31 protein-coding genes and 4 pseudogenes are annotated in these 26,605 nt (G+C 49.0%); 11 read left to right on the plus strand and 24 right to left on the minus strand.

Translation table 11 applies throughout. The features are described 5' to 3' along the window. Positions 1-120 precede the first annotated feature (120 nt). A complete protein-coding gene (gene guaA, locus E0E29_RS11320; protein ID WP_130849945.1) occupies positions 121-1,662 on the plus strand; it encodes a glutamine-hydrolyzing GMP synthase in 1,542 nt (513 codons plus the stop codon). A 197-nt stretch (positions 1,663-1,859) separates the two neighbouring features. On the opposite strand, the gene E0E29_RS11325 is transcribed toward guaA, so the two are convergent. Then, entirely contained in the window at positions 1,860-2,348 is a 489-nt protein-coding gene (locus E0E29_RS11325; protein WP_087232410.1) for a helix-turn-helix domain-containing protein, read from the minus strand. A gap of 302 nt (positions 2,349-2,650) precedes the next feature. Here E0E29_RS11325 and E0E29_RS11330 point away from each other — a divergent pair, with 302 nt between their 5' ends. From E0E29_RS11330 to E0E29_RS11340, 3 genes are all read left to right on the plus strand, one after another. Continuing rightward, positions 2,651-2,845, plus strand: a complete 195-nt coding sequence (locus E0E29_RS11330; protein WP_130849946.1) for a helix-turn-helix domain-containing protein — start codon at positions 2,651-2,653, stop codon at positions 2,843-2,845. 78 nt (positions 2,846-2,923) lie between these two features. Continuing rightward, the gene (locus E0E29_RS11335; protein ID WP_341273105.1) at positions 2,924-3,511 is read left to right on the plus strand and encodes a hypothetical protein; all 588 of its coding nucleotides are present in this window, start codon (positions 2,924-2,926) and stop codon (positions 3,509-3,511) included. A 451-nt stretch (positions 3,512-3,962) separates the two neighbouring features. Then, positions 3,963-4,208 carry a DUF6061 family protein gene (locus tag E0E29_RS11340; protein ID WP_130849947.1) on the plus strand — a complete coding sequence of 82 codons (246 nt, stop codon included), beginning with the start codon at positions 3,963-3,965 and terminating at the stop codon, positions 4,206-4,208. Between the two features lie 29 nt (positions 4,209-4,237). Here E0E29_RS11340 and E0E29_RS11345 read toward each other — a convergent pair. Then, positions 4,238-5,003, minus strand: a pseudogene (locus tag E0E29_RS11345) (IS5 family transposase). A gap of 73 nt (positions 5,004-5,076) precedes the next feature. On the opposite strand from E0E29_RS11345, the gene E0E29_RS11350 reads away from it, so the two are divergent. Genes E0E29_RS11350 through E0E29_RS11370 form a run of 5 tightly spaced genes read left to right on the plus strand, consistent with a single transcriptional unit; the run spans position 5,077 to position 9,229 of the window. After that, the gene (locus E0E29_RS11350; protein ID WP_207303599.1) at positions 5,077-6,243 is read left to right on the plus strand and encodes an AIPR family protein; all 1,167 of its coding nucleotides are present in this window, start codon (positions 5,077-5,079) and stop codon (positions 6,241-6,243) included. Positions 6,244-6,252: 9 nt separating this feature from the next. Beyond that, a complete protein-coding gene (locus E0E29_RS11355) occupies positions 6,253-6,453 on the plus strand; it encodes a BsuBI/PstI family type II restriction endonuclease (RefSeq protein ID WP_130849949.1) in 201 nt (66 codons plus the stop codon). 17 nt (positions 6,454-6,470) lie between these two features. Next, positions 6,471-7,616, plus strand: coding sequence for an SAVED domain-containing protein (locus tag E0E29_RS11360; RefSeq protein WP_165449882.1), 1,146 nt, complete (start codon positions 6,471-6,473; stop codon positions 7,614-7,616). Next, complete coding sequence (locus E0E29_RS11365; protein WP_130849951.1) at positions 7,606-8,766, plus strand: nucleotidyltransferase domain-containing protein; 1,161 nt, start codon at positions 7,606-7,608, stop codon at positions 8,764-8,766. The genes E0E29_RS11360 and E0E29_RS11365 overlap by 11 nt, the downstream gene beginning before the upstream one ends. Next, entirely contained in the window at positions 8,756-9,229 is a 474-nt protein-coding gene (locus E0E29_RS11370) for a type II CBASS E2 protein (RefSeq protein WP_130849952.1), read from the plus strand. The genes E0E29_RS11365 and E0E29_RS11370 overlap by 11 nt, the downstream gene beginning before the upstream one ends. A 343-nt stretch (positions 9,230-9,572) precedes the next feature. On the opposite strand, the pseudogene E0E29_RS11375 reads toward E0E29_RS11370, so the two are convergent. From E0E29_RS11375 to E0E29_RS18755, 7 genes and pseudogenes are all read right to left on the minus strand, one after another. After that, positions 9,573-9,863, minus strand: a pseudogene (locus E0E29_RS11375) (IS66 family transposase); the annotation flags it as partial. Next, positions 9,836-10,360 (minus strand): annotated as a pseudogene (gene mobQ, locus E0E29_RS11380) (MobQ family relaxase); the annotation flags it as partial. The pseudogenes mobQ and E0E29_RS11375, both read right to left, overlap by 28 nt. Positions 10,361-10,475: 115 nt before the next feature. Further along, a complete protein-coding gene (locus E0E29_RS11385; protein WP_130849953.1) occupies positions 10,476-10,907 on the minus strand; it encodes a DUF6442 family protein in 432 nt (143 codons plus the stop codon). Beyond that, entirely contained in the window at positions 10,904-11,107 is a 204-nt protein-coding gene (locus E0E29_RS11390) for a helix-turn-helix transcriptional regulator (protein ID WP_005603655.1), read from the minus strand. The genes E0E29_RS11385 and E0E29_RS11390 overlap by 4 nt, the downstream gene beginning before the upstream one ends. Positions 11,108-11,458: 351 nt before the next feature. Continuing rightward, a complete protein-coding gene (locus E0E29_RS11395) occupies positions 11,459-11,773 on the minus strand; it encodes a DUF3847 domain-containing protein (protein ID WP_130849954.1) in 315 nt (104 codons plus the stop codon). After that, positions 11,770-12,108: a DeoR family transcriptional regulator gene (locus E0E29_RS11400; protein ID WP_130849955.1), complete on the minus strand. Its 339-nt coding sequence runs from the start codon at positions 12,106-12,108 to the stop codon at positions 11,770-11,772. The genes E0E29_RS11395 and E0E29_RS11400 overlap by 4 nt, the downstream gene beginning before the upstream one ends. Beyond that, positions 12,109-12,300: a hypothetical protein gene (locus E0E29_RS18755; protein ID WP_172455309.1), complete on the minus strand. Its 192-nt coding sequence runs from the start codon at positions 12,298-12,300 to the stop codon at positions 12,109-12,111. It lies immediately after the preceding gene. Positions 12,301-12,833: 533 nt separating this feature from the next. Here E0E29_RS18755 and E0E29_RS11415 point away from each other — a divergent pair. After that, positions 12,834-13,655 carry a helix-turn-helix domain-containing protein gene (locus E0E29_RS11415; protein WP_130849956.1) on the plus strand — a complete coding sequence of 274 codons (822 nt, stop codon included), beginning with the start codon at positions 12,834-12,836 and terminating at the stop codon, positions 13,653-13,655. 66 nt (positions 13,656-13,721) lie between these two features. Here E0E29_RS11415 and E0E29_RS11420 read toward each other — a convergent pair whose 3' ends face one another. The 5 genes and pseudogenes from E0E29_RS11420 to E0E29_RS11440 all read right to left on the minus strand — a co-directional run bounded on the left by E0E29_RS11420 (position 13,722) and on the right by E0E29_RS11440 (position 17,156). Then, complete coding sequence (locus tag E0E29_RS11420) at positions 13,722-13,988, minus strand: helix-hairpin-helix domain-containing protein (RefSeq protein ID WP_015527896.1); 267 nt, start codon at positions 13,986-13,988, stop codon at positions 13,722-13,724. A 3-nt stretch (positions 13,989-13,991) separates the two neighbouring features. Further along, a complete protein-coding gene (locus E0E29_RS11425) occupies positions 13,992-14,639 on the minus strand; it encodes a flavin reductase family protein (protein WP_130849957.1) in 648 nt (215 codons plus the stop codon). Positions 14,640-14,670: 31 nt separating this feature from the next. After that, a complete protein-coding gene (locus E0E29_RS11430; protein WP_130849958.1) occupies positions 14,671-15,048 on the minus strand; it encodes a GNAT family N-acetyltransferase in 378 nt (125 codons plus the stop codon). A gap of 25 nt (positions 15,049-15,073) precedes the next feature. Continuing rightward, positions 15,074-15,277: pseudogene (locus E0E29_RS11435) on the minus strand (helix-turn-helix domain-containing protein); the annotation flags it as partial. 262 nt (positions 15,278-15,539) lie between these two features. After that, positions 15,540-17,156 carry a recombinase family protein gene (locus E0E29_RS11440; RefSeq protein WP_002596236.1) on the minus strand — a complete coding sequence of 539 codons (1,617 nt, stop codon included), beginning with the start codon at positions 17,154-17,156 and terminating at the stop codon, positions 15,540-15,542. A gap of 225 nt (positions 17,157-17,381) precedes the next feature. Between E0E29_RS11440 and E0E29_RS11445 the strand changes: the two genes are divergently transcribed. Continuing rightward, positions 17,382-17,582 carry a hypothetical protein gene (locus E0E29_RS11445; protein WP_002596235.1) on the plus strand — a complete coding sequence of 67 codons (201 nt, stop codon included), beginning with the start codon at positions 17,382-17,384 and terminating at the stop codon, positions 17,580-17,582. A gap of 64 nt (positions 17,583-17,646) precedes the next feature. Here the strand turns inward: E0E29_RS11445 and E0E29_RS11450 are convergent, their stop codons facing one another. The 10 genes from E0E29_RS11450 to tet(W) form a co-directional block, all read right to left on the minus strand. Next, on the minus strand, positions 17,647-17,841 hold the full coding sequence (locus tag E0E29_RS11450) for a transposon-encoded TnpW family protein (protein WP_002596234.1): 195 nt from the start codon (positions 17,839-17,841) through the stop codon (positions 17,647-17,649). A gap of 14 nt (positions 17,842-17,855) precedes the next feature. Then, entirely contained in the window at positions 17,856-18,698 is an 843-nt protein-coding gene (locus E0E29_RS11455) for an ATP-binding protein (protein ID WP_002596233.1), read from the minus strand. Beyond that, positions 18,695-19,489 carry a replication initiator protein A gene (locus tag E0E29_RS11460; protein WP_006356266.1) on the minus strand — a complete coding sequence of 265 codons (795 nt, stop codon included), beginning with the start codon at positions 19,487-19,489 and terminating at the stop codon, positions 18,695-18,697. Before E0E29_RS11460 ends, E0E29_RS11455 begins: the two co-directional genes overlap by 4 nt. A gap of 72 nt (positions 19,490-19,561) precedes the next feature. After that, entirely contained in the window at positions 19,562-19,948 is a 387-nt protein-coding gene (locus E0E29_RS11465) for a cysteine-rich VLP domain-containing protein (protein ID WP_130849960.1), read from the minus strand. Continuing rightward, positions 19,938-21,563, minus strand: a complete 1,626-nt coding sequence (locus tag E0E29_RS11470) for a relaxase/mobilization nuclease domain-containing protein (protein WP_002596230.1) — start codon at positions 21,561-21,563, stop codon at positions 19,938-19,940. The genes E0E29_RS11465 and E0E29_RS11470 overlap by 11 nt, the downstream gene beginning before the upstream one ends. After that, positions 21,535-21,933, minus strand: a complete 399-nt coding sequence (locus tag E0E29_RS11475) for a plasmid mobilization protein (protein WP_002596229.1) — start codon at positions 21,931-21,933, stop codon at positions 21,535-21,537. The genes E0E29_RS11470 and E0E29_RS11475 overlap by 29 nt, the downstream gene beginning before the upstream one ends. A gap of 497 nt (positions 21,934-22,430) precedes the next feature. Continuing rightward, positions 22,431-22,643 (minus strand): helix-turn-helix domain-containing protein, encoded by a 213-nt coding sequence (locus E0E29_RS11485; RefSeq protein WP_002586615.1) that lies wholly within the window; start codon positions 22,641-22,643, stop codon positions 22,431-22,433. Next, positions 22,636-23,058 (minus strand): sigma-70 RNA polymerase sigma factor region 4 domain-containing protein, encoded by a 423-nt coding sequence (locus E0E29_RS11490; protein ID WP_002586616.1) that lies wholly within the window; start codon positions 23,056-23,058, stop codon positions 22,636-22,638. Before E0E29_RS11490 ends, E0E29_RS11485 begins: the two co-directional genes overlap by 8 nt. A 171-nt stretch (positions 23,059-23,229) precedes the next feature. After that, complete coding sequence (locus tag E0E29_RS11500; protein WP_002586626.1) at positions 23,230-23,997, minus strand: class I SAM-dependent methyltransferase; 768 nt, start codon at positions 23,995-23,997, stop codon at positions 23,230-23,232. Between the two features lie 50 nt (positions 23,998-24,047). After that, positions 24,048-25,967 (minus strand): tetracycline resistance ribosomal protection protein Tet(W), encoded by a 1,920-nt coding sequence (gene tet(W) / locus E0E29_RS11505; RefSeq protein ID WP_002586627.1) that lies wholly within the window; start codon positions 25,965-25,967, stop codon positions 24,048-24,050. Positions 25,968-26,605: the final 638 nt, after the last annotated feature.

Genomic DNA, 26,605 nt, shown 5'->3' on the forward strand with positions numbered 1-26,605 from the left:
CAGTCTTTTTCAGAAGCCTTTTTACTTGCGCGCGGGGGTTAAATTGTGATATTCTAAACTATAAAAATTCCCTTCCGGAAGGAAAGGAACGATTCCACAAAAGAGAAAGAAGGCTGGATGATGTCCCATCAGACTGTCATCGTTTTGGATTTTGGCGGCCAGTACAATCAGCTGATCGCCCGGCGTGTCCGTGAGTGTGGCGTGTACTGCGAGGTCAAGCCCTACACCACCTCCCTGGAGACCCTGAAGGATATGGAGCCCATTGGCTTCATTTTCACCGGCGGCCCAAACAGTGTTTACGATGAGAAGGCGCCTCATGTGGACCCGGCTATTTTTGAGCTGGGGGTACCTGTGCTGGGTATCTGCTACGGCTGCCAGCTCATGGCCCATACTCTGGGAGGACGGGTCACCGCGGCTCAGGATGATACTGCCCGGGAGTATGGCAAGACGGAGACCTATTATGACACCGCCTGCAAGCTCTTCAAGGGCCTGCCTGCTGAGGGTGTGTCCTGGATGAGCCACGGCGACTATATGGAGAAGGTGCCCACTGGATTTACTCTGGTGGCTCACTCTGACAACTGCCCCAATGTGGCCATCGCCGACGAAATCCGCGGTTTCTACGGTGTCCAGTTCCACCCCGAGGTCAACCACACCCAGCATGGCACCGACATGATTCACAACTTCCTTTACGAGGTCTGCGGCGCGGTGGGCGACTGGTCCATGGGGGACTACAAGAACACTGCCATCCGTGCCATCCGAGAGAAAGTGGGGGATGGCAAGGTGCTTCTGGCCCTCTCTGGCGGCGTGGACTCCTCTGTGGCTGCCGCCCTGCTGGCTGAGGCGGTAGGGAATCAGCTCACCTGTGTCTTCGTGGATCACGGTCTTATGCGGAAAAATGAAGGCGATGAGGTGGAAGCGGCTTTCTCCAAGTGGGATATCAACTTTGTACGGGTGGATGCCGAGACCCGGTTCCTGCTGAAGCTGGCCGGTGTGGCCGAGCCGGAGCACAAGCGGAAGATTATCGGCGAGGAGTTTATCCGGGTCTTTGAAGAGGAGGCCAAGAAGATCGGCCGGGTGGACTATCTGGTCCAGGGCACTATCTACCCAGATGTCATCGAGTCCGGCGCCGGTGATGCCGCTGTCATCAAGAGCCATCACAATGTGGGTGGTCTGCCTGACTACGTGGATTTCAAAGAGATCATCGAGCCGCTGCGGCTGCTGTTCAAGGATGAGGTGCGGCAGCTGGGCCGGGAGCTGGGCCTGCCCGAGTACCTGGTCATGCGTCAACCTTTCCCGGGGCCGGGCCTGGCCATCCGGGTCATCGGCGACCTCACCAAAGAGAAGCTGGATACCCTCCGGGATGCCGATGCCATCTACCGGGAGGAGATCGCTGCCGCTGGTGAGGACAAGAGTATTAACCAGTATTTTGCCGTCCTCACCAACACCCGCTCGGTGGGTGTCATGGGCGATGGCCGCACTTACGATTACACTCTGGCCCTCCGTGCGGTGACTACCAGCGACTTCATGACCGCCGACTGGGCTCGAATCCCCTATGACGTGCTGGACAGGATCTCCACCCGCATTGTCAACGAGGTCCCCGGCATTAACCGCATCGTCTACGACATCACTTCTAAGCCCCCCGCAACCATCGAGTGGGAATGATTTCAGAGGCCCAGAAAAGCCTGATATGACTGGGTTTTTGATGGGTTAATGCCCTTTGTGGCAACGATTTGGCAACATTTTTTCATTATTCATAAAAAGAGAGCTAACTGATTTTGATTAGTCAGTTAGCTCTCTTTTTCTTTTTATTATTATTTTGTGCAACAAACGGCCTCTCCCGTGGCCTGCAAGTGAGAGGATCAAAAGAGGTCCTGGGGCGGCACCTTCACATAGTTCTGGGACTTGTCAAATTCAGGGTAATGGTAGCGCCACTTGTCGTAATCCTCTTTGGAGATTTCGCCCGCCTCCAGCATGGCAGCGGCCTGCTGCCAGGAACAGAGCATCTCGTGCAGTCGGGCGGCGTCCTTGTTCTTACGCACATCGACCTTCAAGCAGACTTCTCCATCCATCTCGCTGATCTTGAGCCCGTAGTTGTCCTCCAGGGTAAACAGGGTGTGCATCAGCCCCACATAGGAGTCTATATCCGGGACAGAGAGGGCATGGGGCGAGACATCCAGTACCTGGGCTAAGGCGGCAGTAAGGTCTGCTTTGGGGGTTCTTGATCCTGTTTCGTACTGAGCCAGGCGCACATCAGCAGACTTCTCCGGAAAACCCAGCGCCATGCCGAGATACTTCTGTGTCATCCCCCGCAGGAGACGGAAAAAGTGAATCCGTTCGCCAATTGCCATATCATCAACTCCAATCGTTGGTTTTCCTTAAGAAAAGCGTAGCAGAAATGCTTAGTAAAGTCAAGAGAATACTAAATAATTTTATTTAATTTATTTTGCGTACTCCGATTGACACAAGCTATTATGCTTAGTATAATGACAATATACTAAGCATAATAGATTAGAATCGATAAAATAAAAAAGAACTGCCGCAATCTCTGGTTATACATCCGGGAAAAAGTGGCGGACGAAAGTGAGGAGGCATTTATGGAACACAATATCCAGCTGCAGCAGCCATCAACGAAGAAAGGAAGGTATTTTCAATGCAGGCACAAAACTTTATGCGCGTGGAGGAAGTGGCCCAGGAGCTGGGCATCTCCAAGTCCCACGCCTACAAGGTGATCCATAAGCTCAACGCTGAGCTCCGGGAGAAGGGCTATCTGACCATCTCCGGGCGGGTCAATCGGAACTTTTTCATGGAAAAGTTTTGCTATGGCAGGACGGGAAAGGAGGGCTAATCATGGCAGTCTATAAGGAAGAAAAGACAAACACCTGGCGGGCGGTCTACCGCTACCCTGCAAAAAGTCCGGGAGGCAGTGAGCGATAGTTACAGCTACTCCAGCGACTATGAGGTGATCGGCAAGCTGAAGCAATTTGCTGACCGATATGGCGTCTGCGTCCTGATTGTCCACCACACCAGAAAGCAACCTGCGGGAGATAGCTTTGAAATGATTTCCGGCACCACGGGCTTGCTGGGCTGTGCGGATGGTGCGCTCCTGATGCAGAAGGAAAAGCGGACAGATAGCAGGGCAACCTTGGAAGTGGTAGGCAGAGACCAGCCGGATCAGCGGTTGTATCTGAGCAAAGAACAAGAGAGCCTAGTTTGGGGTCTTGACCATGCAGAGAATGAGCTTTGGAAGCAGCCTCCAGACCCGGTACTGGAAGCCGTAGCAAAGATTGTATCTGCTGACAACCGCGAATGGGAAGGCAGTCCCACCGAGCTGGCCCAGGCGATTCAGACTGATATGGCGGTAAACCGGCTCACCAAGCATCTGAATGTGAATGCCAACCGTCTGTTGGAAGAACATCAGGTAAAGTACGAGAACAAAACCAAACACGCCGGACGGCGTATTCGGCTGGCCTACATGGTGGTGGAAGCACCCGCGTTTGAAGTAATCGAGTAAAGCGCGACGCTCGCAACGGTCGCGACGGTGTTTTGAGGGGTACTCCCAGCACCGTTGCGACCGTCGCCACCGTCGCGGGAAGAAAACTTGGGATGGTATTTTACCACCCCATTTTCCAGGAGGGTGCCTCATTTTAGGGTGCCCTAAAAGTACCATAGGATGTCGCGTTTCACGACACCCTATGCCCCGAAACGGGGCGCCGGGTACAGACAAAAAGCGTTCGCAGAACGCGCAGCCACAGAATGAAATTCTGTGTTCAGAAGGGGCTTGGGGGCGTTGCCCTCAACAAGCAAACGGCAGGAAATGTGAGTGTGTATTAACACTCGCATTGCTTGCCGGATTTGTGTGTGGCTATCCACACGCATTGCTTGCCTGTATCTAAAACAACCGAAACGGCCCTTGTGCCGCTGCGGAAAATCAACTGAAATTCAAGTATTGGGAGGTAACGAGTATGAGAAAGATTTTGTTCTGTGAGTTCAACCCGGACACTGCCTGCGTGGAGCTGTGCATGGAAGATGGAACCCCGTTGTCCATCGACTGCACCGCCGTGGAGAACGAGGTAGCGAACAGTATGTACCAACGGTCAGAACTGGACTGGCTGATCTATAATGATCCGCTGTCCTATGCCGAACTGATTTTGAATGGGGACCCTGAATTGTATTTAAAAACAGTAACAAAGAAAACTCCCTTGGACTAGGGCTTGTTTGAAAAAAGGCGGAGATTGTGCTAAAGCAACAAAATAGCGATGGAGGCAAGATACACAAAGGCTAGGAAGGAAGCATCCGACTTGTCATATCTGGTGGCGATTCTGCGAAACCACTTGATTTTCTGGAAAAAACACTCCACCAGATGGCGTTCTTTATACAGATGCCAGTCAACCGGCCAGGGATCGGAAACGTTGCTTTGCGGCGGGATCACATAGCTGGCCCCGTGCGCTGAGATATATTCCCGAATCGTCCGGGCACCATAGGCCCGGTCTGCCAGCACGGCACTCCCGCCGATTCTGACCTTTTTCAGCAGTTCAACAGCGTGAACCGAATCGTGGTCATTTCCAGCGGAGAGAAGGAACTCCACCGGGTTTCCCAGACCGTCTACGACAGCGTGGAGCTTTGTGTTCCACCCGCCTTTGGTACGGCCAACCGCCTTATCCGCCGTTTTTTTCCCCGCCATTTGCGCTTTCATGCACCTTTACGCAAGTGGAGTCCATGCTCAGGTTCTCCATATCCGCGTCCGCAGACAGTGTGTGGAATACCGCTTCCAGAGTGCCCTCATTCCGCCATTTGGCGAATCTTGCGTATATAGACTGCCAAGGACCATAGGTCGCCGGCAGCTCACGCCACTGCGCACCGCTCCGGACGATCCAGAGCATTCCGTTGAACATGATCCGGTTATCCTTCCGGGGACGACCCCGCTTTCCCGTTTCTTCCGGTGGCAGCAGCGGCTTGATTCGTTCCCATTGTTCTTTTGTTAATTCATATCGTTTCATGCTCATAGCTTCGCATAACTTGGTTTCTTGTGTAACTTTTATTTTTCAAACAAGGCCTAACCTCGAAGAGGGAAAATATATGGAACTGATGATTGATGGAACAAAAGCCGTGGTTGCTGCGCTTCCACTAAAAGATTGCGTCAAAATACCCGGAATTAAAGATGGGAGCTTGTTCCGAAAAAATGTGCGGCAATCGTTAGGATCGAGCAACAAAGTCAACAAAGGAATTGCACGGACAATTAAGAACAATGCAGGTGATTTTTTCTTCTTACATAATGGAATTACGGCAATCTGTTCCCAGATGTCGGTTCATAATAGGATACTGTCGGTTAAAGAATTGAATGTTGTTAATGGATGTCAGTCTCTAAGTACGATATTTAGTTGTAGCGAGTTAGCTAAAAAAGCTGATAATGCATACATATTGTTCCGATTTTATGAAATCAGTGACGCTGAAAGAGCGGATAGTATTAGTACTTCTACAAATAGCCAAAGCGCAGTTAAAGCCCGTGATTTGCGGAGTAATGATAAAGCAGTCTTGGCAATGAAAAAAGCCTATGAGCAGTTCTATCCTGATGGTTACTTTGTGACCAAGCGGGGAGAAAAAGTTGATAGTGTCAAATATAACACAGCCCATGTAGTAAACTTAACCGATCTCGGTAAACAGCTAATAGCTTGGCATTCACAACGGCCGAACCTTTCTTACGGTGAAACAAAAATTTTTGATAAATATTTTGATCAATTGTTCCGCCGCGAGTATGCACCTGAAAATATTCAAGCATTGAATGTGCTGTTCAGTACACTATATGCAAAATGGGATAAGGACAATCCGATGGGGCTAAATGAAACCCTGTTGGCTATGAAATCCTATGCACCATACCACCAGCTGTACGCAATTTCGGTAATCTTTTGTGAAATCAATAAAATGAATGATTCTGTTCCAAGTCCAGCTGTAGTATTGAAGAAATTGAATGCTGGTGGATTACTGGACACAGTTGTTGAAACTGCTGGTAGTTGTTTGAATATGGCATTGGAGACTGCGTCCTCTGAAGCAACGGATAGTGGTAAGATGTTTGTGCCACAGAACTGGATTAAGTCAAAGACATCTTTGAAGGATCTAAGGACTGCTATTAAACAATATCTAGCATCCTTGAAAATGATGCCAGGCGGGAAGCAAGTTTTAAGTCAGCTGAATGCTAACTTGGAAATGAATAAGGAAGATTTTGATTCCAGATGGACGGCTGACTAATGTTGGCCGATGGAACCGAAACATATCAAAGAGATTGAAGAAATGACCACCGGCGTAACTGCGGGGAAAATTTATGTTACAGCTTTTCTGAATTTTAAGACATTCAAGAAGTTTTCTGAGACGCTTACTTGGGAAACTGAAGTTTGGATTGCAGATATGCCGGATCACATGATTCATTTGAATGGCGACAAGTTTTTAGGGCCGAGATGATGGAGGGTGCAATTAGGATGGGACGAAATAAGGCACCATCAGAAAACACTATTCGAATGCTGTGCAGTAAAGCCGCAGGAATGTGTGAATTTGAGGGGTGTAACAAAAGGCTTTTTTTCGACGGAGTTACTTTAGCTGAGTTTAATAATGCTTATGTCGCACATATTGTTGCTTCAAGCGTTAAAGGGCCTCGCGGGGATAAAACGCTGTCACCATTGCTTTCGGATAAGTTAGAAAATCTTATGCTGATGTGCGCAGATCATCACAAATTAATTGACAATCCTACAACCGGCCCGAGAGACTATCCTGTAGAGCGGTTAAAGGACATGAAAAAAGCGCACGAAGGGAAAATCGAGAAAGTTTGTAGTCTATTTAATGTCCCAAAGACGGAAGTTGTATGCTTTTCATCTCCAATCAAAGGTGTTACAGATGTTAACGTTGATTATAAATTAGCAGCAAAAGCCGTCCTTCCAGATAAGCAGCCAGGTTCATCTTACGGCGTTAATATTCAGGTTAAGTCCTTTCATCCATATACTTCAAAAGAGTATTGGAGTGATTGCTGGAATCAGTTGCAAATCCTATTTAACTCATATATACGCAATCCAGCCATTCAGTTTAGAGACGCTAACTTTTCTGTATTTCCCATAGCTCCCATTCCACTAATTGCAAAGCTCGGCGAATTGTTTGGAGATAAACTGTCCTGTGATGTTTATCAGAAAACACGCTTTCCCGACACATGGGAGTGGCAAGCAAAAGAACTTACAAATAGGTTCACTGTGGAAGTTTTGAAAACTAATACATCTAATGGTATAATTGCACTCAATATATCCTTAACCAATGATGTGCAAAATGATCGTGTTTTCAGTGCAGGAGAATACGAAGCCGTATATAAAATCAAAGCAGATGTTACCGGAGTTGATTGTATCAAAAGCCCACAAGATTTAAGCGAATTTTGGCATATATACCAAAATACACTTGATGAAATCTTAAATAACCATGGTGGTAGATGTAAGATCCATCTGTTCCCGGCTGTTCCGGTTTCAGCGGCATTTGAGATTGGCAGAAGGTACATGATTAATACATATCCGATCATGATAATTTATGACGAATATAACGGTTTCTTTGAAACATTAAAGATTGGGGAGGAGAATGATGACAGATAAAGAAAAGTTACTAGATAAATACCTTTTTAATATAGCCGAGAACTTGGATATATCAGCCACGATGAGAGAAAAAGCCGAGAGAAGCTATCGTGCCGTTGGAGAGTGGCTTGGTGATTGCGATGCTACAACCTCTGAGGTAAAAATTATGCCTCAAGGATCGTTTTATTTAGGCACAGTTATTCGTCCAGTGTCTGATGCAGATGAATACGACATAGATTTGGTTTGCTTGCTAAAAAATGCTATTTTAATGAGCGAGGCTGAAATTAAAAAAACGGTCGGTGATAGGTTGCAGCAACACAAAACATATTCGGCGATGCTTGAACCTGAAGGAAAACGTTGTTGGACTCTTTGCTATGACGAATTTCATATGGACATACTTCCTTGTGTTCCAAATAATCGATATTATGTTGAGCCGTATTTAACTGAGATCAAACTTACGCATAAACTTGATGACGGAAGATATATCCCCAAATTTAGCAATCCGTATAGATATCATGATTGGTTTGAAGAAAGAATGCGAACCAGACTTGATGAAGTTAGAAAGGACTTTTCTATAAAAAATCAAGTTGAAATTAGTAAAATTCCGTTATATAAGGTGAAAACTCCTCTGCAACGTGCAATTCAGTTGTTAAAGCGGCATAGAGATATTATGTATGATGCTTTGCCGGAGGCTCGAAAGGACAATGCCCCAATATCAATTATCATCACTACACTGGCTGCTCATGCGTATAACAATGAATCTAGCGTTTATGAAGCTCTCAGCAACATTGTAGAAAATATGCCAAAGTATATCGATAAGGTAGGCGATTCCTTCGTTATCAAGAACCCTGTTATGCCTGAGGAGAATTTTGCCGATAAATGGAATGAGAATCCAGAGAAAGCACAGGAGTTTTATAAGTGGTTGCAATCTGCCAGAACAGATATTTTAATTTCTCCAATAAAAGCCCAGGGCCTTCACAATGTTTCGGAGTCTCTAGAGTGCTGTTTTGGACGAAATGTTGTGAAACGGTCTTTTGTTGATGATGGGAATGCTACTAAAATCGCTCGTGATAATAAGTCATTGTATGCAGATGGTTTAACTGGTGGATTAAAAACTACATCCTCACAAACGAGCAAAAAGGTAGGAGGACATACTTTCTTTGGCAAGTAAAGGTCACTATTATAAAAGATCATCATTCACATTAATACAGCAAAAAGTTGCATTATGTGCAGCATATAGAGAGGCAAACTGCAGCATTGATAAAAAGAAAAATCAATTGTTTTGGACGGGAAAAATACGGCCTACAGCCCTTTCCAAGGAGTACAGAGTCATCTTAGTATATCAGCCCGGGAAAAGTCCGAGAGTCTGGGTTATCGGCGATGAGCTAGAAAAACTAGATGACATTAATTTTCCGCACAAGTTTGACGTAGACTCCGAAAATAAAATGGTGCGAATTTGCCTATATAGATATTCAGAGTTTAATTCGTCTCAATTATTAGCCAATACCATCATCCCCTGGACAATAGAATGGTTATATTACTATGAACTTTGGCTCGCAACAGGAGAATGGTTGGGGGGTGGTGAACATCCCGATGTCGGAAAACTAAAAACAGAAGATTCTAGCACGGATTAATAGTACAATTTTCCCGAGACTAAGCATAATTTCTTATCTGTGGTGGCAACATCATGGCAACAAAAAATCAGATAGCCTCTACTATCTGAATAATGGAAATAATGCCAATACCTTGAGTTAAATTCCATAAGCAAATCTGTTTAGAAAACTTCTAACAGGAGCGAGTGGGAATAACAATAGGTTTTCTGAACTCGCAAAATTAGTTTAGAAATCAGAAGAAAATAAAAGAAAAACCACGAAACACGGAAGAAAATGTTCTGTGTTTGTAACCGTCAAATCTCCCTGCGCATAAAAAGGCCGCCATCTCAGTGCCTGTGCATTGAGATGGCGGCCTGCAGTTCTATTATGATTTAGGACTTCTGCATTCCTGGGGTGCGTTCACCGGGAGGAAAGATTCGGCCCAGGCTTCATCCGTCTGGCTCATGTCAGGCGCGTTGTGCAGGAGCCAAACCAGGTAGCGGTAGGGATTCAGGTCGTTCTCCTTTGCGGTCTCAATCAGGCTGTAGATCACAGCGCTGGACTGGGCGCCGGCCGGGGTGTTGGAAAAGAGCCAGTTCTTCCGGCCTATGACAAAGGGCTTAATGCTGCGCTCGGCACGGTTGTTGGAGAGTTCCAGCCTGCCGTCCTCCAGATACGCTCGCCGTTCTCGTCAAGGTCGTAGACCTTCCGGCTCTTTGGGAGCCACTTTCCCTGTTCGTCCATCCCCCGCATGGTAAAGAGGATATGGGCGTGGGGGTTGCCGTCCCCCTTGTCATGGATGGCAAAGTCGGCAATCATGCCTTTGGAAACAAAAAACTCCCGGCAGTAGTCCCGGATAAGGTCGGCTTGCTGCGCCGGGGGAATATCCCTCGGTATGGCAAGCACTAATCTTCGGGCAAGCTGGGAGTTCCATTGTTTTTCAATCGCTTCGGCGGCGTTCCACAAGGTATTGCGGTCTGCGTACTCCGGCGGGGCGTGGGGCGGCAGCATGATTTCGGTGTGGACGATTTCGCTTTTATGGGAATAGTATTTCTGCTTCTGGTCGTATTCGGAAAACAGCCGTTCCCCGCTCTGATAGGCGGCGGCAGCAACGGCAGACTGGCGCTTGCTGCGCTGGACGATTTTTAAGTCAAAGTGCGGGCATGGTGGCATGACGGATTGTGGCCTCCTTTCTCCCGGCGTCCGGGCATAGAAAAAGCAGGAAACCGTTCCATGATTTCCTGCTCGGTGGTGCCGCCGGTGGGCGGCTGGTATTTAATTGGTTGTTTTACATTTCTTTATCAAACTTGAAACGGTAGTAAAGAGCAAAACCGTGAACAAAAAGATAAGCGAAAACGAGAAGGAGAACAGCAATCATGTCAATCCCCATGAGGGCGAATGATACCATTAAAGCACCATAAACAAAAGTCATCATATCATATGCTTTTCCTTTGGCTCGATTGGCGATTGCAATATTGCGTTCATCATTTTTTTCGATTTCTAACTTCTTTTGTATTTCCGGGTTACTACGAACAGCCCGTTCGGAAATTATATTTCCCATGCCCTGACCAAACAGGCCACATCCAATACCAATACATACATAAGGCAACGCAAGCATAATACCCTGTGGATCGCCATTCATTTTTAACAAACACAACCCTGCCGCCAATAGCAGCAATCCAATAATAGTAACTGCATATCCCGTTATCTTAGTTTTCATTTTTCTTCCTCCTCATATATAAAAATTTCTTCAATGCTCATGTTAAAATATTTTGCGATTTTAAATGCTAACTGAATTGACGGGTTGTAGCGCCCATTTTCTAAAGAGCCGATTGTTTGCCGTGATACTTCCAATGCATTTGCTAATTCTTCTTGCTTGATTCCTCTCTGTTTTCGGAGTTCTTCCAGTCTGTTTTTCATGCGAACCTCCTTTCTAATGGAAAGTTTACTTTCCGTATCTTCATTATAGCATAGCAAGCCCAAATGTCAAGTATGCTTTCCATATTGCTGAAATTAAATTTTGAAACTTGCTGAACGGGAACAGCTTGCAGCGCAAGGTGTTCCCGGGCGGCAAGTCCACAAAGGGGTAGCTGGCGGCCAGCGCAGGGGAAGTGTAGCTTCCCCTGTGATGATTGGAACAGATTGAAAATCTGCGGAAATCATCTGCTCCCTGCGAGGGGCTTCCGGCAGGACGCAACGCACCGGCTTGACCGGTGTATAGTTGCGCCCTCTTTCAGAGGGGCAGTCCACGGGCTGCGGCTCTGGAAGCCATCATGGCCGTTTCCGGCCTGCGTCCTCTCCCTGAAAATTACCGTTTCCGGCAAATACTTTTTCCATAAGCTGACGGGTGCTGTCTTTGTGGAATAGCAGCTTCAAGAACAAACTGACCTGTTCATCCGTGATGGCTTCCGGGTGGGGGAGGTAGCTTTCCAGCATGGCGGCTCTGGTGCAAAGCCGGTGTGTCCGTTCCTTCCGTGTCAGCGTCTTTATCTGGTGTTCCAACATCTTTTCTTCATGCTGCGCCCTCCGCAGCTTCTTTTCCGTTTTTTCTATCTCCTGATTGAGTACTTCCAGTTTTTCATTCATAGGCGGCTGTCCTCCTTCCCCGGAATGAGTACATATATCTTGTTGGGTTCCCCGAAGCCCTGACGCACCCGCAGTATCAGTCCGGCGTCCTCCAATTCATTCAGGGAACGCTTCACGGTCATGGTGCTGCGGGTAAGTGCCGCCGCCAGTTCCACGATGGGGAAATGGATAAATAAAATCCCGTTGGCGTCCTCTATGCCGGACAGGAAAACAATATCCAACATCCGGGCGTACATGACCTTTGCGGTGCTGCTGATCGGGAGCCGCAGCATGGCTCTCGGCAGCGGCATACAGGGCGGCAGGGCGGTGTCTGCGGTCATAAATTCAACTTCCATTCAATCGGTGTCCTCCTTTACTTTTCGTTTTGAGCGTTTGGAAAGATAATGGGGGCAGTCCACAATGACCGCCCGGAAACTCTGCTTACAAGTGCGCTGGCATTTCCGGCAAAGGTCGTTGTACGTTACCCGCCCCCGTTCATTGAGGAAGAAGGACAGTTCCAGCTTCCTCTTTTTCGGCATTCTCGGCATGGTGCCTCCTTAAACAAAAATCCGCCCATTTCAGCCGTAACAGCCGCAATAGACGGATAGCAGATTTCAGTGTCGTGTTTCGGGGCGATTTTCAGGGAAAAAGCGGCCATAGAACCGCCCGGAAATCCCCCGTAGTATTACGGATAGGGTAGACTACGCCCTATCGGATTGTTGTGTTTCGGTATCAATTCGGTGTTCATTTTCGCCGGTTCACCCTGATGTCGTTCCTGCCCCTGGCTCTCACAACGGCGTTTCGCTCCCTTTGGTACGCTCGTTGCGGTCAGGGTTCCTCCATTTCCCTGCCGCAAGTCGTTGCGCTACATCGCCGGGGAGCATATCCCATACAGGCCGGTCATTCGATTGGAATAATCCATCGATGAACTAAGCCCATTATGGCACATTTTTGAGCCTTCTCCCGTATATCCACAAAGTAGGAAAACCGCCCCAAAATCGAAAATTTCCACGATTGCGGAACGGGTATGGTATAATGGGATTGACGGCGGCAGCCAGCCGCAGGAAGGAGCGATGTATCTATGAAAACCCGCATTTCCGTACAGGAACGCCTGAAAGATTTACGGGTGGAACGGGGCTTAAATCTGGAAGAACTGGCGCAGGAAACCGGCATTTCAAAATCAGCCCTCGGCAGCTATGAAAACGACAACGATGAATACAAGGAAATCAATCACGGCAGCCTGTTGAAGCTGGCAGACTTCTATAAAGTGTCCGTTGACTATCTGCTCGGCCTTACCAACAATCGGAAATATGAAAACACGCCGATAGAAGAACTGCATTTGAGTGATGAAGTCGTGGAACTGCTGAAAAGTGAACGCTTCAACAACCGGCTGCTGTGTGAGATTATCTCCCATGAAAAATTCAAGGAACTGCTGGCAGACGCAGAAATCTATGTGGACGGGATAGCAACCATGCACTTCCATGACACAAACAGCTCACTGGCTGCTTTACGGGCTATGATACTGGAAGAACATCCCGAAGCTATGGCAGACCGGGCAATCAAAATATTGGAAGCCTGTCAGGTAGAGGAAGAAGATTTCTTTTGCCATGTGACGCACAAAACATGGGACGTCATTCTCCACGACATACGCAAGGCGCACGAAAATGACAGCGAAAGTGCGCCGGATACCACGCCCGCCGATGAACTGATACGGGAAGTACAAAAAGCCATGCAATCGCCGGGGGACAGGGTTCAGCAATTCACGGAGATATTCTGCAAGGCGTTCCGGCTCAAATATAAGCGGCTCTCACAAGAGGAACGAAGCCTTTTGAAGAAGCTGTTCAAGAAATCCCCGCTAATAAAGCAGTCTGGTATGAACTTCCGGCGCAGACCGTGGAAATGAAAAACTGCCGTTGTGGGAATGAGTGTTCCTGCAACGGCAATTAGTTTAGGGGATGATATTCACTTTTTATTCTTTGCCCGGATATTCTTTATCTTTCCAATACCACCATTTTAATTTTTCTGCTTCATGGGTTTCATGTTCGGCAAAATACACGGCAAGGCGGAAAACATAAAGCTGGCACTTATCTTCCTGAAATCCTTTGTATAGACAATCCTGCAAATACAATTCTTCTGGCTTCTTTCCTTTTAAGTCGGAAATCTCTCGTATGCCAATGTTTATTAAATCTTGTTCAATATTTTTTCCAACTCCGGGAATTTCCTGCAATTTACCCATTTTCTAATCTAACCTTTCTATCTTTACCGTAGCAATCGCAGATTGGTTTGGTTCCCCGGTGACAAGGTTTTGTGGTGCCGGTATTAGCATCATAAAACCATCTTTTCCATATCTCTGCTCATAGCCTTGTGCATATTCTTTCTCAACAGAAATGTGTTGCACTTGGCCGATAACCATAGCTGCTATTCCTGCGCCGCTTAAATCCTGTGTTTCCTTCAAGGTACATTCCATATTGATAAATGCCTCTTGAATGACTGGTGCATGAATGGTTTTTGCATTGGAAAGCGTAAAATGACCTACTGCAAATTCGTCTGTTTCCATATCGTTGTGTTTGATTGTGTCTACCAACTTATCATAATAGCTTATCGGGAGAAAGTTGATACAAAAGCATTTTTCCCTTTTGATATTGGCATAGGTGTGGGTATGCTGATATAGATTTCCCATTACTGCGAAGAAAGCAGTTTTATCTCCATGAAAGCAACTCCATGAATGGAAACAGACATTCGGTTTCCCGTTTTCTTTCCATGTAGTGATTGCAAACAAAACTGTTGGTATTCCTGCGGATACTTCAAAATGTGAAAACAACTCAAATTCTTCTGGATATGAAGGTTTGAAATACCGTGGAAAATCTTTCCCAATCTCTATCTTCATTACAGTACCTCCTTGAATTTGTGCTATCCCATCATTCCTTTTCTATGATGTAGGACTGTAAACTTCTCTGACAACCATTCTTTTCATAAAACGCTTCAATTCCCGGCTGTGAACCAAAATACAGCATGGTGGGAGTATTCTCCTTGGCAAGTTGGATAAGTCGGCTTCCTATCCCTTGCTTTTGATACTCTGGAAGTATAAGTAGTTCGGTAATTGTTCCGAAGAAATATCCGTCTGAAAGAATACGCAGACAACCCACAAGTCTTTTCTCATCATAAACAGTTATATTCAAAGTTTTAGATAAAGCGTCCTGTGTTTTGCTTATATCATAATTTCCCGGCCATACCTTATTTACAAATTCAATAAATTGGGATGCCTTTAGCCCTTTATCATCAATCTTGTATTCCATTGTCCAACTACCTTTCCTGTTGAGCGTCATCCTGTTCCAACTCAATCACATCCAAAATTCCACAATTCAAGGTTTCGCAGATACGAACCAGCGTTTCCATGCTAATGTTTTTGCCTTTACCCATGTTGGCAATCATATTTGTGGTAAGACCGGCGGCAATCCGCAAGTCCTCTTTCCTCATATTGCGCTCAACCAGCGTGTGCCAGAGGGGTTTATAGCTTATGTGCATTTATCCTCCTGCCTTTCTCCCGGTTCCGGGGTTTCTGTTCCCATTATATCAAAGTTCTTGCTATTCCACAAATATTTCTTGATACAACCGCCGGTTCCGTCTGGATTGTGCTTTTCCTTTCTTTTCTTGATTACATCTACTTAGCCATAAGCTGCTTCATGCCCTAGGACTTTGCTTATGTGTGATAAAGAAGCAATAGAAGTGCAAAAAATTTTGCCGTTCCTATCCGACACTTGGCCATTGTGTCGGATAGGTCGGGCGGTTATTCGGGCAAGTCAATCTTGCCGACAAAGCTGTAATAAATCTCAATGTCCTGCCTGCGGGTGCCGTTCTCATCATAGCTGCACTCATGCACCACAATTTTCTCGATCATTTCCCGCAAGAGAGTGGGGGTCAGTTCTTCAAAGGCAAGGTGCTTGCGGACAATGCCCATAAATTTCTCGGCGTTGACGGTAGCTGCCTGTGACTTGTCCAGTTCGGCTTGCAGGGCGGCGGCTCTCTTTTTCAGCTCCGCTTGCTCGGCTTCGTAGTCAGCCGACAGTTCCATGAAACGCTCATCGCTGATTTTGCCGTTTACATTGTCCTCATACAGCCGCTTGATAATGCGGCTGATTTCAGAAATGCGTTCCTGCGCCTGTTCAAGCTGCTTGATGGCTGCGGCGGTCTTTCGCTTGCCGCCGATCTCGTTCTGCTGGACAAGTAGTTTCACAAACCGGCTCTCATGCTTGGCTGCGTATTCGGTCACTTGCCGGAGATTTGCCAGGACACCAGCGGTCAACAGATCGGTGCGGATAAAGTGCGCCGTACAGTTGCGGGTGCGCTTCTTGTAGCTGCCGCAGATGTAGCAGTCCTGTTTGCGGTCTTTGTTCTGATACCGCTGCTGATACAGCACATGGCCGCAGTCGGCGCAGAACAAAATCCCGGAGAACAGCCCCACTTCATCGTAGCGGTTCGGGCGTTTGCGCTGTTTGCGTAACTCCTGCACCCGTTCCCATGTTTCCTTGTCGATGATCGGCTCATGGTGGTTCTCGAAAATGGCCTGCTTCTCGACGGGGTTCTCTATGCTGTGCTTGACCTTATAAGAAGGCTTTTCCGTTTTGAAGTTCACCAGACATCCGGTGTACTCTCGGTTTTCGAGGATATGAACGACGGTGTTGGTCGCCCATTTGCACTCATAGCCTGGGTGATAACGGCGGGTGCTGCCTGTCCGCTGATATTCCAGCGTCCCCGGCGTGGGGATTTGCTGCTCCGTCAGCATACGGGCAATCTTGGTCGGGCCGTTCCCGGCAAGGCAAAGCTGGTAAATCTGCTGCACCACCGGGGCGGCTTCCTCGTCTATAATAAAATTCTCGTCCTCGTCCATCACATAGCCGTAAACCGGCTTGCTGGTAACAGGCTTGCCGCTCATGCCTTTTGACTTTTTCACTGCCTTGATTTTCTTGCTCGTATCTCTCACCAGCCATTCATTGAACAGATTTCGCAGCGGGGTAAAATCGTTGTCCATGCCCTCGCTGGCACTGTCCACATTATCGTTGACAGCGATAAAACGCACACCCTTTTGAGGGAACAGCATTTCCGTGTAAAACCCTACCTGCAAGTAGTTTCGCCCTAACCGGCTCATGTCCTTGACGATGACCGTACCCACTTTCCCGGCTTCAATGTCCGCAAGCATGGCTTGAAATCCGGGCCGCTGGAAGTTCGCGCCGGAAAAACCGTCGTCGGTGTACCAGCGCAGATTGGTAAAGCCGTTCTGTTTTGCGTAGGTTTCGAGTATCCTTTTTTGGTTCGATATGGAATTACTCTCGCCTTGCAATTCATCCTCGTGGGACAATCTCGGATAAAGGGCGGTAATGAGGTTTTGGGTGGCTTGTCTTAACATAAAATCCTCCGTTTCCGACAGCCAGCCCCACTATTCCGTGGTTTCATTGTACCACGGAACGGCGGGGGCTGTACAGCGGCAAAAGCGTTAAATTTGCTTCTTTACAGCTTTTCAATTTTCCGATTTTTATGGTATGGGTTGTCGTCCCATATTTGCAGTAGAAAAGTTCATAACTCCGTGGTATACTCTGATTTAACAAAAAAATCAGAAGTTAAAGGAGAAAACATGAAGTATACAATAGATGAATTAACCGCGGCCAAAAGGCAAATTGATTCAACTCTGCACAAGCTAAGAGAAACAGTAAAAACATTTGAATCAAAGGATAATTCCGAGCGTTATAAATCACAAATCACATTGGCAAAGAGAAGAATAAAAGCCTTTGAAATTGCAAATTATTTTATAGAGAATGAGATTAAGAATTGCTAAAGCACTTCCGATTTTCGTTCCAGCGGTCATGCTCCCTGGCATGGCCGCTTTTCCATGCCCCGGTTCACGCCGGATAAGTCGGCTCCTGTGTAGCAGCGGCTTCCGCTTCCAGTACCCGCGCCATTTTGTCGGCGGCTGTGGTTGTGGTGTCTTTCTTGAAATAGCCGGACACGACAAGGACGGAATTGCCCATGCGGATTTCCGTCACACAGTCAGGGCGGCGGGTGGTGCGGGTGTCGTGCTGCTTGTTATCTGCCATAGGCAATACTCCTTTCAGTCGGTAATCAGTTTCTTCATGCTCTCCATTTTCCGCTTGGCGGTTTCCTGCCGGAAGTTGTCGCCGGTAAAGCGTACCGGGACGCACATGGAAAGCAGGCGGTCATAAATCCGGGAATGGGCGGTGTCCTCCGGGTTGTGCAGGTCGTCCAGCGTAAGGTTGGTCGTGACGATCAGCGGCTTGCCGCTGCGGTAACGGCTGTCAATCACATTGAACACCTGTTCCAGCCCGTATTCCGTCCCGCGTTCCATGCCGAAGTCGTCAAGGATCAGCAGCGGATAACGACAAAGGCGGGAAATGTACTCGTTGCGCCCCTCAAAGCTGGCGGCAAGGTCATTGAGGATAAGAGCAAAGTTCGTCATGCGGACGGGGATTTCTTTCTCCATGAGGGCGTTTGCGATACAGCCTGCAAGGTAGCTTTTGCCGGTGCCTACGCCGCCCCAGAACAGGCAGCCGATATTGTCTGTCCGCATATCTTCCCAATGCTCCACATACCGGCGGGCAAGCCCGGTCTGCGGGTTCCTGCCGTTGTCGTTCTCGAAAGTCCAGTCCCGCATGGTGGGGTCGGTAAAGCCCCGGCGTTTCAGTTCTTCCACGGTGTCAAGGTGTCTGCGCCGCTTTTCGGCGGCTTCCCGTTCCTCGCGGGCGGTTCTCTGGCAGTCGCACTCTGCCGGGTGGCGGTCGCGCCCGAAGATAGCGGCCTTATCCGGCGCAAAATAGGCTTCTTTCGGCTTGCGGCACTTGCCGCAGTACAGTAAACCGTCCTCGCCGGTGTAGTCCTCCGGCTCCGGGATGGTGGTCGTCATATTCTCCAAAACCGCGTTGATTTCATTCTTCATAAACTCTCGCCCTCCTTGCATGAGTAGTCTGGTATGCCCTTTTTAGGGGCTTCCTTTTTGTCGTTCCCCGCCCATATCCGCAGGGCGGCGGCATAGTTCTGGTAGCTTTTCCCGTTGGCGGCAAGGTAGCGGCTCATTTCCTCGATGAACCGTTCCAGCCTGTCAGGGTACTCTGCCTGCAACTCGTCGTATTCGGTCTGTGACAGAAAAATATTTCCATATCGGCCATAGGGCGCGGACGGCCCCCCACTCACTCCCTTTGTTTGGCTCTCTGTAAGGTTGTTTATAGTAGTTTGGTTAGGGGACGGTTTTCCGACCATCATAAGGTCGGTTTTCTGACCATCAGTAGGACGGTTTTCCGGCTCTATGAGGGGCGGACTTCCGGCCATCAGTTGGTCTGAAAACTGTACCTGTGGCACTGGCGGTACTTTGACATAAAGCCGGTTCGGTGCGGAGAAGCCGCCCCGTTCCCGTTCCAACAGCCCCGCCGTGTCCAGTTCATTAAGCGCCCCCTTGATGGTGGTGCTGCCTTTATCCAGTATTTCTGCTATCTCCGCGATGGGATAGATAATATAAATCCTGCCCTCGTCGTCCAGCCACTTGTTTTTCTGGGAGAGGGTGGAACGGTCTAACAGCAGCGAATACAGCAGCTTGGCGGTCTGTGAAATCTCCATTTTCAGCAGGAAACGGGGATACGGCAGATAGGCGGGCAGCCGCGTGTCTGCCCTGATATAATCAGCGATAGGATCACCTCCCTGTGTTCGGGTTGATTTTGGCGTATTGTCACGCATTAAAACGCCGTTTCCGGGGGAAAAGGATAAATGTATCGCGTACCCTTTGACACCCACGAAAAAAGCCTTGATTTATGCGGGTTTGAAAGGCTCTAAAGCTTGACATCTCTGCCTTTGTTTCCGCTTTCTCTCGGCGGCTTTGATTTTCTTCATGCGCCCGGCGCAGTCGGGGCAGTATTTTCCCCGGTTGGATTTGGGGACAAAGGCCGCCCCGCAGACGGCACACCGTTTCCGGCTTCCCCGGCACAAGAGGGCTGCGGCCAGCTCCCCGTCAAGGGGCAGGACAGCCACACGGAACCAGTGGCACATGAGGGAAAAGGAAATGCTCTGGACGCACACGCAAGGCTCCCCGTCGTCCAATAGCAGGCAGTTCCCCTCATCGTAGTTACAGCACTCATGTACCAGCCGCCGCGCCCGCCGGTGCTGGCGGTAGTCCATGTGGGGCAGGTTATCGCTCATGGCTCTGCTCCTTTCTGCGGTGCGGCTCGTCCCGGCGCAAAATCTGGTCGATGTTCCGCTTGACGGTCTGCAACTCCTTGAACCGCTGTTTCTGTTCGTGATAGGTGTTATACAGGCCGTCTTTCTCGGAGATAAGCTGCTCGATCTCGGCCTGCAACGCTTTCCGGGCGGGCAGCTTGGTAATGCCATGCGCCTTGAAATACCGGGCTGCTGCGTCGGCTATGATAAAATCGCTCTCATGGGCCTGCCGGTATGCGGCGCGGGCTTTCTCGGATTTCTGTGCCCGCAGCCCGTCGCGGGCGGCCTTGGTCTGGGCGTAGGCCAACACCTGCCGCTGCAACTTCTTTTTCCCTTGCAGCTTCGTTTCCAGTGCTTTCAGTTCGCCGCTGGTCTGGCGCATTTTCTGATAGGCGGTGTCAACGGCGGCTTCTAACTGCTCCGGGGAAGTAAAGCCGTATTGCTGGTAGACGGACAGCGTTTTGGCGGCCTGCTTCAGATTGTGTATCTTCGCCCAGCGTTCATAGCCCCGGCCTTTGCCCTCGGCCATTTTCTGCTCAATGTCCACAAGCCGCTGCACTCCGTCCTGTTTCGGGGCGGCTATCTCGGCTCTGGCAACCTGCAAGCGGTCTTTTATGGTGCGTGGGGGATCGGGGGATCTGGCTGGCGCTTCGGCTGCTCTGGCGGCGTTTTGCTCTAAAACGGCAAAGACAGCGGCGCGGTCAAAATCGTCGCCCAGCTTCCGGGCGGTAATTGGCTTTGTCCTGTCCGGCGTGAGGTAGGAAAGCCGCCCCCGGCTCTCCTTGACGGTCACACCCTCCTGCAGCAACAGAGAGGAAAACTCGTCAAAGCTGGCGGCGGTGGCAAGGGCTTTCCGTAGGGTCTGCCGCAGCTTCTCCTTGTTCGTTTCAAACTTGGTCTGCCGGGGCGTGATACTATCGGCAATCATGGGGGCGTTCTGCTTGTCCAGCGCGGCCTGTCCCTTTTTCTGCGCCCAATACTCCCGGTCGGTGACGCGGTTCTTGCTGCCGTTCAAGAGGTCGATTTGATAAAGCCCCTCCCGGTGGCACATCTCCATGACTTCGGATTTGAAGTAGCGCAGGGCAGCGTCGGTACATCGGTGCTTGCAGCCGACTTTCGTATCGGCCGGCCTGTCCATGTAGGGCAGGAACGGCACTTCCTCAATCCGCAGGCTGTTTATGACGATATGCACATGAATGTTGCCGCTGTGGTTATGCCCGTCCGGGTGGGTGCAGACAAGGGCCTGGTGGCCGGGAAAATGCTCTTTACAGAATTGTTCCCCCAACGCCTGCGCCCGGTCTACGGTCAGGCCGTTGTCCGGCCCGTCCCGCGGGTCAAAGCTGATGATGTAGTGGTGGCTTTTCACATCTTCCCGCCGCTGGTTTTTCTGATAGCGGAGATTGGCCCGCATACACGCAACGGCAAAATCCTCCCCGTCGCAGTTCAGCGTGGACAGCCGGTAGTCCTCGCGGGGGATAAGCCTGCCGGTTTCATCAAGGACGGGCTTCATGGTAAACTCGTCATGCTCAAAGAGAAGATATTGCTCGGCGGCTCCGTAGTCGGCGTTTTTAGAGTTGATATGCTTGAGTGTTGCCAACCGCGTCACCTACTTTCTTGAGGACTTCATACTTGAGGACGGCAAGGTCGGATATGGCGGCGCGTACCTCGCCGGAAAGGGTGTTGTAGGGTACGCCGTATTCGTTCAGATACCGGGCAATCTGATTGAGGTTGCCGCCGATCCTGCCGTACTCGGCTGTCAGCTTCCCGACAGCGGAAAGCAACTCGTCATTGACCGACGACACATGGACAACCGGGCGTATGGTCGCCCGCCGTATCGCCTGCCGGAGAAATTCGGACTGGCTGATACCATAGGGCGCAAGCCGCGCTGTGAAGTCGGCATACTCATCTTCGGACAGCCGGGTTTTCACAACGCGGCTGCGGTGGGGCGTGTTGTATTTCTTTCGCATGGTGTGACCTCCTTTCTCGCCCGTAAGGGCGCATGAGCAGGGTTTGGGGAAGGCACTCCCCAACAAGTTTCCCGCGAGGGGCAAAACTGCAGAATTGCGGATTTTGGCACCGTGGTAGAAACTTGCTCTCCGTGACTGCAAACTTTCTCTCACTTCCGTCCGCCACTTTTTTGGAAAACTGCAACCACAAAAGTTTGTTTCTCTTTTTCTGCTACTACTAATCCTGTAAAGGGCATTCCTGCCCGCTTTCGCTAAAATGACACCGGACGCAGTGGTTTCTACCCGGTGTTGGAGAAATCCTTTCTCTTTGCCCTCTACTACGGGTAAATGCTCCAAATGCCAAACACCAGGGCAGAAAAATTCCCTCCTCGCTTACTACTACAACCGGCAGGGGGCAAAATGGCCGGGAGCGGAGCCGGACAACAAAAAAAGCAGTAAATCTTTTTCAAGACTTACTGCTTTCGCTGGCCGCGTCGGTGGCGGCTGGTATTCAGTTTTTATGACTTGTCCGGTGGTTCGTCAAGCCGGAACTTGAATTGACAGTCAATTAACCGCTGCTTTACATAGTCCTCCACCTCGGCGTTGACCTGCCCGTTCACTTTTGAGAAATAGCGGATATATCCGGCGTAGTGGAGCAGGACAGCGTTCACGGCTTCTGGGTCGCCCTCACGGGCTTTGAGGATTGTTTCATAGGGGAGAAGTCTACTCATACCGGCTCACCCCCATTTCTTCGCGTAGCCGCTGCAAGGCAAGCTGGATATGCCGCCCCGCTGTGCTGCGTGACCGGCCAATACACGCGCCGATCACGCGCTGCGGCTGGCGCAGAAAGTAATAGCGCAGGATTTCTTCCCGCGTCTGCTCCGGCAAAACAGAGATCGCGTCGGCAAGGGCGGCGTTGCAGAGCAGGACGGTCTGACCGCAGACGGTAAATGGGTATTCCTCGTCCGGCTCCGACGCGGCAAACTGGACAAACTTCTCGTTCATCAGATAGTCAAGGGAAACTTGCCGTTCCCATTGCCGTTTAAGCTTCAAAATCTTGTCCAAGGCGGCACAGCGGATAACAGTCTTGCAAAAGGCGTTGTACCTGCGCTGGATATATTCTTGATAGGCTATCTGGTCGGTCATGGAAATTCCCCTTTCTGAATAATAGTGCGGGGCGGTGGCACTTCTTGCTGTCGCCCCTTGATTGCCTACCAGCAAAGGCGGGCGGGGCTGTCAACGGCTGCGCATATGCGCCGTTCATCTTGACCGTTGACTGGCTCGGCTGGGTTTGCTATTTACCCGACAAACTTGAATTTATTTTAAGCTATCACGTTTTACCTTCTTAAGCCTTACTATCATTACCATAGGAATTTCTTTGTTGGTTTTAAAACATTCTTCATAAAATCCATCAATGACAAATCCAGCTCTAAAACAAAGGTTAAAAATATCTTGTATGGAACGATGATAATAAATCTGCTCTTTCGGTTGCCCTTCAATCGCTATATCATAGTAACTGTGCGGTGTCATATATTTTTCAGTCAACGTGACAAAACAAGGGTGTTGCGTTGCAAAGACAAAAATTCCGCTTTCCTGCAACAGTTCATAAACAGCCATAAGAAGTGGTTCAATATCCGTAATATCCATAATTGCCATATTAGAAACTGCTTTCGTAAAGGCTCGATTTCTTTTTAATTCTAATATACTTTTTCTATCGGTCGCATCCGCCACACAAAATTCAATTTGTTTTGCATATTGTGATTGCCGTCTTTTAGCCAATTCTATCATTTTTTTGCTGTAATCAAAAGCGACAACCGAAGCGCCTCTTTGTGCAAGATACGAAGAATAATTTCCATTGCCACACGCAATATCCAAAATGTAATCCGCAGGATTAGGAGATAGAAGTTCCGTTACTTTGGGACGCACTACCTCTCTGTGAAATTCATTAGATTCGTCACCCATTGCATTATCCCAAAATTGTGCGTTCTCCTCCCAGATTTTTTTACTTTCCTCTGTTCCCATGTTCTCTCCCACTCCCCAAATTTGCTTTTTTGCTTCCATTAAATCTTCCTTACTATATTCCATTGTTACCCTCCATAACTTCTGATTGTTGCCGTCTTGACGATTATGTATCTTTACATTACCTTCTGAAACATATGGCGCACCTTGTCCAGGCGGCTGTTTGGACGGCGGGGCTGGATGACCGGCTGACCGACAGCGGCCTGATATCCTTTCAGCTCTGTAAGGCATACGCTCCGCCCGTTGGTGTAAAAGGCCAGATCAGTACGGTATGCCTGTATACAGCGGGCGGGAATCTCGCCAGTAAAGACAACTTCATCCTTTTTTACCTGGGCCGTTTCGATGGTGGCACAGTATTTCGGTGCATCATGATAAGCCCTGGAAAGGTATTCCTGGGGCGCATAGAGGATGAAGGAGAGATAAGGTTCCAGCAGCTGCGTCCCCGATTCCTTCAATGCCTGTTCCAATACAATCGGGGCCAATGAGCGGAAGTCCGCCGGCGTGCTGACCGGACTGTAATAAAGCCCGTATTCAAAGCAAATCTTACAGTCCGTTACGTTCCAGCCGAACAAGCCCTGCTCCAGCCCGTAACGGATACCATCCCTGACAGCGTTTTGAAAACTCTGGTTCAAGTATCCCAGCGAAACCCGGCTCTCGTATTGTACACCGGAGCCAAGCGAGAGTGGTGTAACAGACAGTCCTATGGATGCCCAAAACGGGTTGGGCGGCACCTCGATATGGATGGTGTGGCTGGCTGCTTTGAGCGGCCGCTCCATATAAATGACGGAGGGTTCCTTTACCACTGTTTCAAGCTTGTATTTTTCCGACAGCAAAGCGGAAACAACCTCCAACTGCACCCGGCCCAAAAAAGAAAGAATGATCTCATGGGTGATGGAATCCACTTCGCAACGCAAAAGCGGGTCAGTATCCGCAAGTTGCGTAAGAGCGTCCAGCAGCCGTTCTCTTTGCGCTGCCGTTTTCGGCGCAATCGTCGTCCGCAGCATGGGGAGGGGGTCCTCGCGCCACCTTTTACGAGGGAGCCGGGTTTGGTCCCCTAATACATCGTTTAACCTCACGCTGTCGCTGGGAAGGATAACAATTTCACCCTGATAAGCGGTGTCTGTCCGAACAATTTCCCCTTTGGATGGAATACGCATCTCTGTGATTTTCAGCTTTTCTCTCCCGGCCAGGGCCACCGTATCCCGCAGGCGCAGCGTTCCGCTGTATAACCGTAGATAGACACGCCGCTGGCCGCAATCGGTGTACTCAACCTTGAAAACGCTGCCGCATAGGGCGGCGCCCCCCTGTTCCCCAATCGGTTGGAACAGCCCTGTCACCGCATCCATCAACGGTTGAATGCCAAGGCCATTTTTGGCGCTGCCATGATAGACTGGGAACAGGGAGGCGTCTTGAACCCGCTGCTGTTCCTCCCGCGCAAGTTTTTCCCGGCTGATTGGTTCTCCTGCGATATACTTTTCCAATAATTCATCGTTATTTTCGATGACCGCATCCCATGCTTCTATGTCGGTATTTTCCTCCAGGACTATTTCCGGGGACAGCGACACCGTCTGCTTGATGATAATATCGGCGGAGAGCTTATCCCGAACAGACTGAACCACGCTCTGCAAATCAACGCCAGCCTGGTCGATCTTGTTGATAAAGATAACGGTGGGAATGTTCATTTTCCGCAGGGCATGGAACAGAATACGGGTCTGGGCCTGCACGCCATCTTTAGCGGAGATCACCAAGATGGCCCCATCTAAAACAGCCAAAGAGCGGTACACCTCCGCCAAAAAATCCATGTGGCCGGGCGTATCCACAATGTTAACTTTACATCTGTGCCACTGGAAGGAAGTGACTGCCGCTTGAATGGTAATCCCACGCTGCCGCTCCAAAAACATGGTGTCCGTCCTCGTTGTCCCTTTTTCGACGCTCCCCGGTTCTGAAATGGCTCCGCTGGCATATAGCAGGCTCTCCGTCAAGGTCGTCTTTCCAGCGTCTACATGGGCAAGAATTCCAATATTGATTATTTTCATGTGATTGTCCTCCCTTTACAGCCCCAAAGGGCATAAAAATCCCCAGCAGTAAAATACTTTTACCACTGGGGATTATAAGTTGCGGACATACACATATACAGCATACACCTGTTTGTGATTGCTGTTTTTGGGGATATGTCAAAATTGATAAGGCAAAAGTATTCTTAAATTGGGTACAAAAAACTAAGCCCCTACAAAAGGAGCTATCATAATCCTTTGTTCCCACTATTTGATTATAGTTTTATTTAAGAATACCTTGCCGCATATTTTTTACTCCTTTTCTGAATTAAATCATTGTATCACATCAGTTTTAGGAAAGCAAGTACCTAAAAGAAATTTTTCTTCCCCTTATATGTAACAATCATACCGGCTTCCTAGCGTTCAGAATGTTTTCTGCTGTCTGCTGTGGTGTTTGGTTGGAATTGTCCAACCAAAAGCCGATCCGTGGTGTTGTCTGCATTTTACTAAATACAAATTCAATGTATACAGAAAGATATAAGGAGTGGGAGGGATTCCGCCGTAGTTGGCATTGTAGGAAAATCCAAAAGTTTAGATTTTCCCACAATGCTTATCTTTTGGTCTTTGGTTCGGAATAGTGTAGTGCTGGCGGTCTATCTCTTGTTTTCGGTTGCTTGCTT

The organism is Intestinimonas timonensis (assembly GCF_900626145.1).
GTDB lineage: Bacteria > Bacillota > Clostridia > Oscillospirales > Oscillospiraceae > Intestinimonas > Intestinimonas aquisgranensis.

Excerpts from the sequence above, each read along its gene's own strand:
- E0E29_RS11340 (WP_130849947.1), top strand. The coding sequence starts at position 3,963 with ATGAGAAAGATTTTGTTCTGTGAGTTCAACCCGGACACTGCCTGCGTG.
- E0E29_RS11475 (WP_002596229.1), bottom strand. The coding sequence starts at position 21,933 with ATGCGAAAGAAATACAACACGCCCCACCGCAGCCGCGTTGTGAAAACC.
- E0E29_RS11455 (WP_002596233.1), bottom strand. The coding sequence starts at position 18,698 with ATGAAGAATGAAATCAACGCGGTTTTGGAGAATATGACGACCACCATC.
- E0E29_RS11325 (WP_087232410.1), bottom strand. The coding sequence starts at position 2,348 with ATGGCAATTGGCGAACGGATTCACTTTTTCCGTCTCCTGCGGGGGATG.
- E0E29_RS11445 (WP_002596235.1), top strand. The coding sequence starts at position 17,382 with ATGAAGTATACAATAGATGAATTAACCGCGGCCAAAAGGCAAATTGAT.
- E0E29_RS11350 (WP_207303599.1), top strand. The coding sequence starts at position 5,077 with ATGGAACTGATGATTGATGGAACAAAAGCCGTGGTTGCTGCGCTTCCA.
- E0E29_RS11425 (WP_130849957.1), bottom strand. The coding sequence starts at position 14,639 with ATGAAGATAGAGATTGGGAAAGATTTTCCACGGTATTTCAAACCTTCA.
- E0E29_RS11420 (WP_015527896.1), bottom strand. The coding sequence starts at position 13,988 with ATGGGTAAATTGCAGGAAATTCCCGGAGTTGGAAAAAATATTGAACAA.
- E0E29_RS11450 (WP_002596234.1), bottom strand. The coding sequence starts at position 17,841 with ATGGCAGATAACAAGCAGCACGACACCCGCACCACCCGCCGCCCTGAC.
- E0E29_RS11460 (WP_006356266.1), bottom strand. The coding sequence starts at position 19,489 with ATGCGTGACAATACGCCAAAATCAACCCGAACACAGGGAGGTGATCCT.
- E0E29_RS11390 (WP_005603655.1), bottom strand. The coding sequence starts at position 11,107 with ATGAAAAACAGACTGGAAGAACTCCGAAAACAGAGAGGAATCAAGCAA.
- E0E29_RS11490 (WP_002586616.1), bottom strand. The coding sequence starts at position 23,058 with ATGACCGACCAGATAGCCTATCAAGAATATATCCAGCGCAGGTACAAC.
- guaA (WP_130849945.1), top strand. The coding sequence starts at position 121 with ATGTCCCATCAGACTGTCATCGTTTTGGATTTTGGCGGCCAGTACAAT.
- E0E29_RS11485 (WP_002586615.1), bottom strand. The coding sequence starts at position 22,643 with ATGAGTAGACTTCTCCCCTATGAAACAATCCTCAAAGCCCGTGAGGGC.
- E0E29_RS11395 (WP_130849954.1), bottom strand. The coding sequence starts at position 11,773 with ATGAATGAAAAACTGGAAGTACTCAATCAGGAGATAGAAAAAACGGAA.
- E0E29_RS18755 (WP_172455309.1), bottom strand. The coding sequence starts at position 12,300 with ATGCCGAGAATGCCGAAAAAGAGGAAGCTGGAACTGTCCTTCTTCCTC.
- E0E29_RS11415 (WP_130849956.1), top strand. The coding sequence starts at position 12,834 with ATGAAAACCCGCATTTCCGTACAGGAACGCCTGAAAGATTTACGGGTG.
- E0E29_RS11360 (WP_165449882.1), top strand. The coding sequence starts at position 6,471 with ATGGGACGAAATAAGGCACCATCAGAAAACACTATTCGAATGCTGTGC.
- E0E29_RS11330 (WP_130849946.1), top strand. The coding sequence starts at position 2,651 with ATGCAGGCACAAAACTTTATGCGCGTGGAGGAAGTGGCCCAGGAGCTG.
- E0E29_RS11365 (WP_130849951.1), top strand. The coding sequence starts at position 7,606 with ATGACAGATAAAGAAAAGTTACTAGATAAATACCTTTTTAATATAGCC.
- E0E29_RS11500 (WP_002586626.1), bottom strand. The coding sequence starts at position 23,997 with ATGGAATATAGTAAGGAAGATTTAATGGAAGCAAAAAAGCAAATTTGG.
- E0E29_RS11465 (WP_130849960.1), bottom strand. The coding sequence starts at position 19,948 with ATGAGCGATAACCTGCCCCACATGGACTACCGCCAGCACCGGCGGGCG.
- E0E29_RS11385 (WP_130849953.1), bottom strand. The coding sequence starts at position 10,907 with ATGAAAACTAAGATAACGGGATATGCAGTTACTATTATTGGATTGCTG.
- E0E29_RS11400 (WP_130849955.1), bottom strand. The coding sequence starts at position 12,108 with ATGGAAGTTGAATTTATGACCGCAGACACCGCCCTGCCGCCCTGTATG.
- E0E29_RS11440 (WP_002596236.1), bottom strand. The coding sequence starts at position 17,156 with ATGTTAAGACAAGCCACCCAAAACCTCATTACCGCCCTTTATCCGAGA.
- E0E29_RS11430 (WP_130849958.1), bottom strand. The coding sequence starts at position 15,048 with ATGGAATACAAGATTGATGATAAAGGGCTAAAGGCATCCCAATTTATT.
- E0E29_RS11355 (WP_130849949.1), top strand. The coding sequence starts at position 6,253 with ATGGAACCGAAACATATCAAAGAGATTGAAGAAATGACCACCGGCGTA.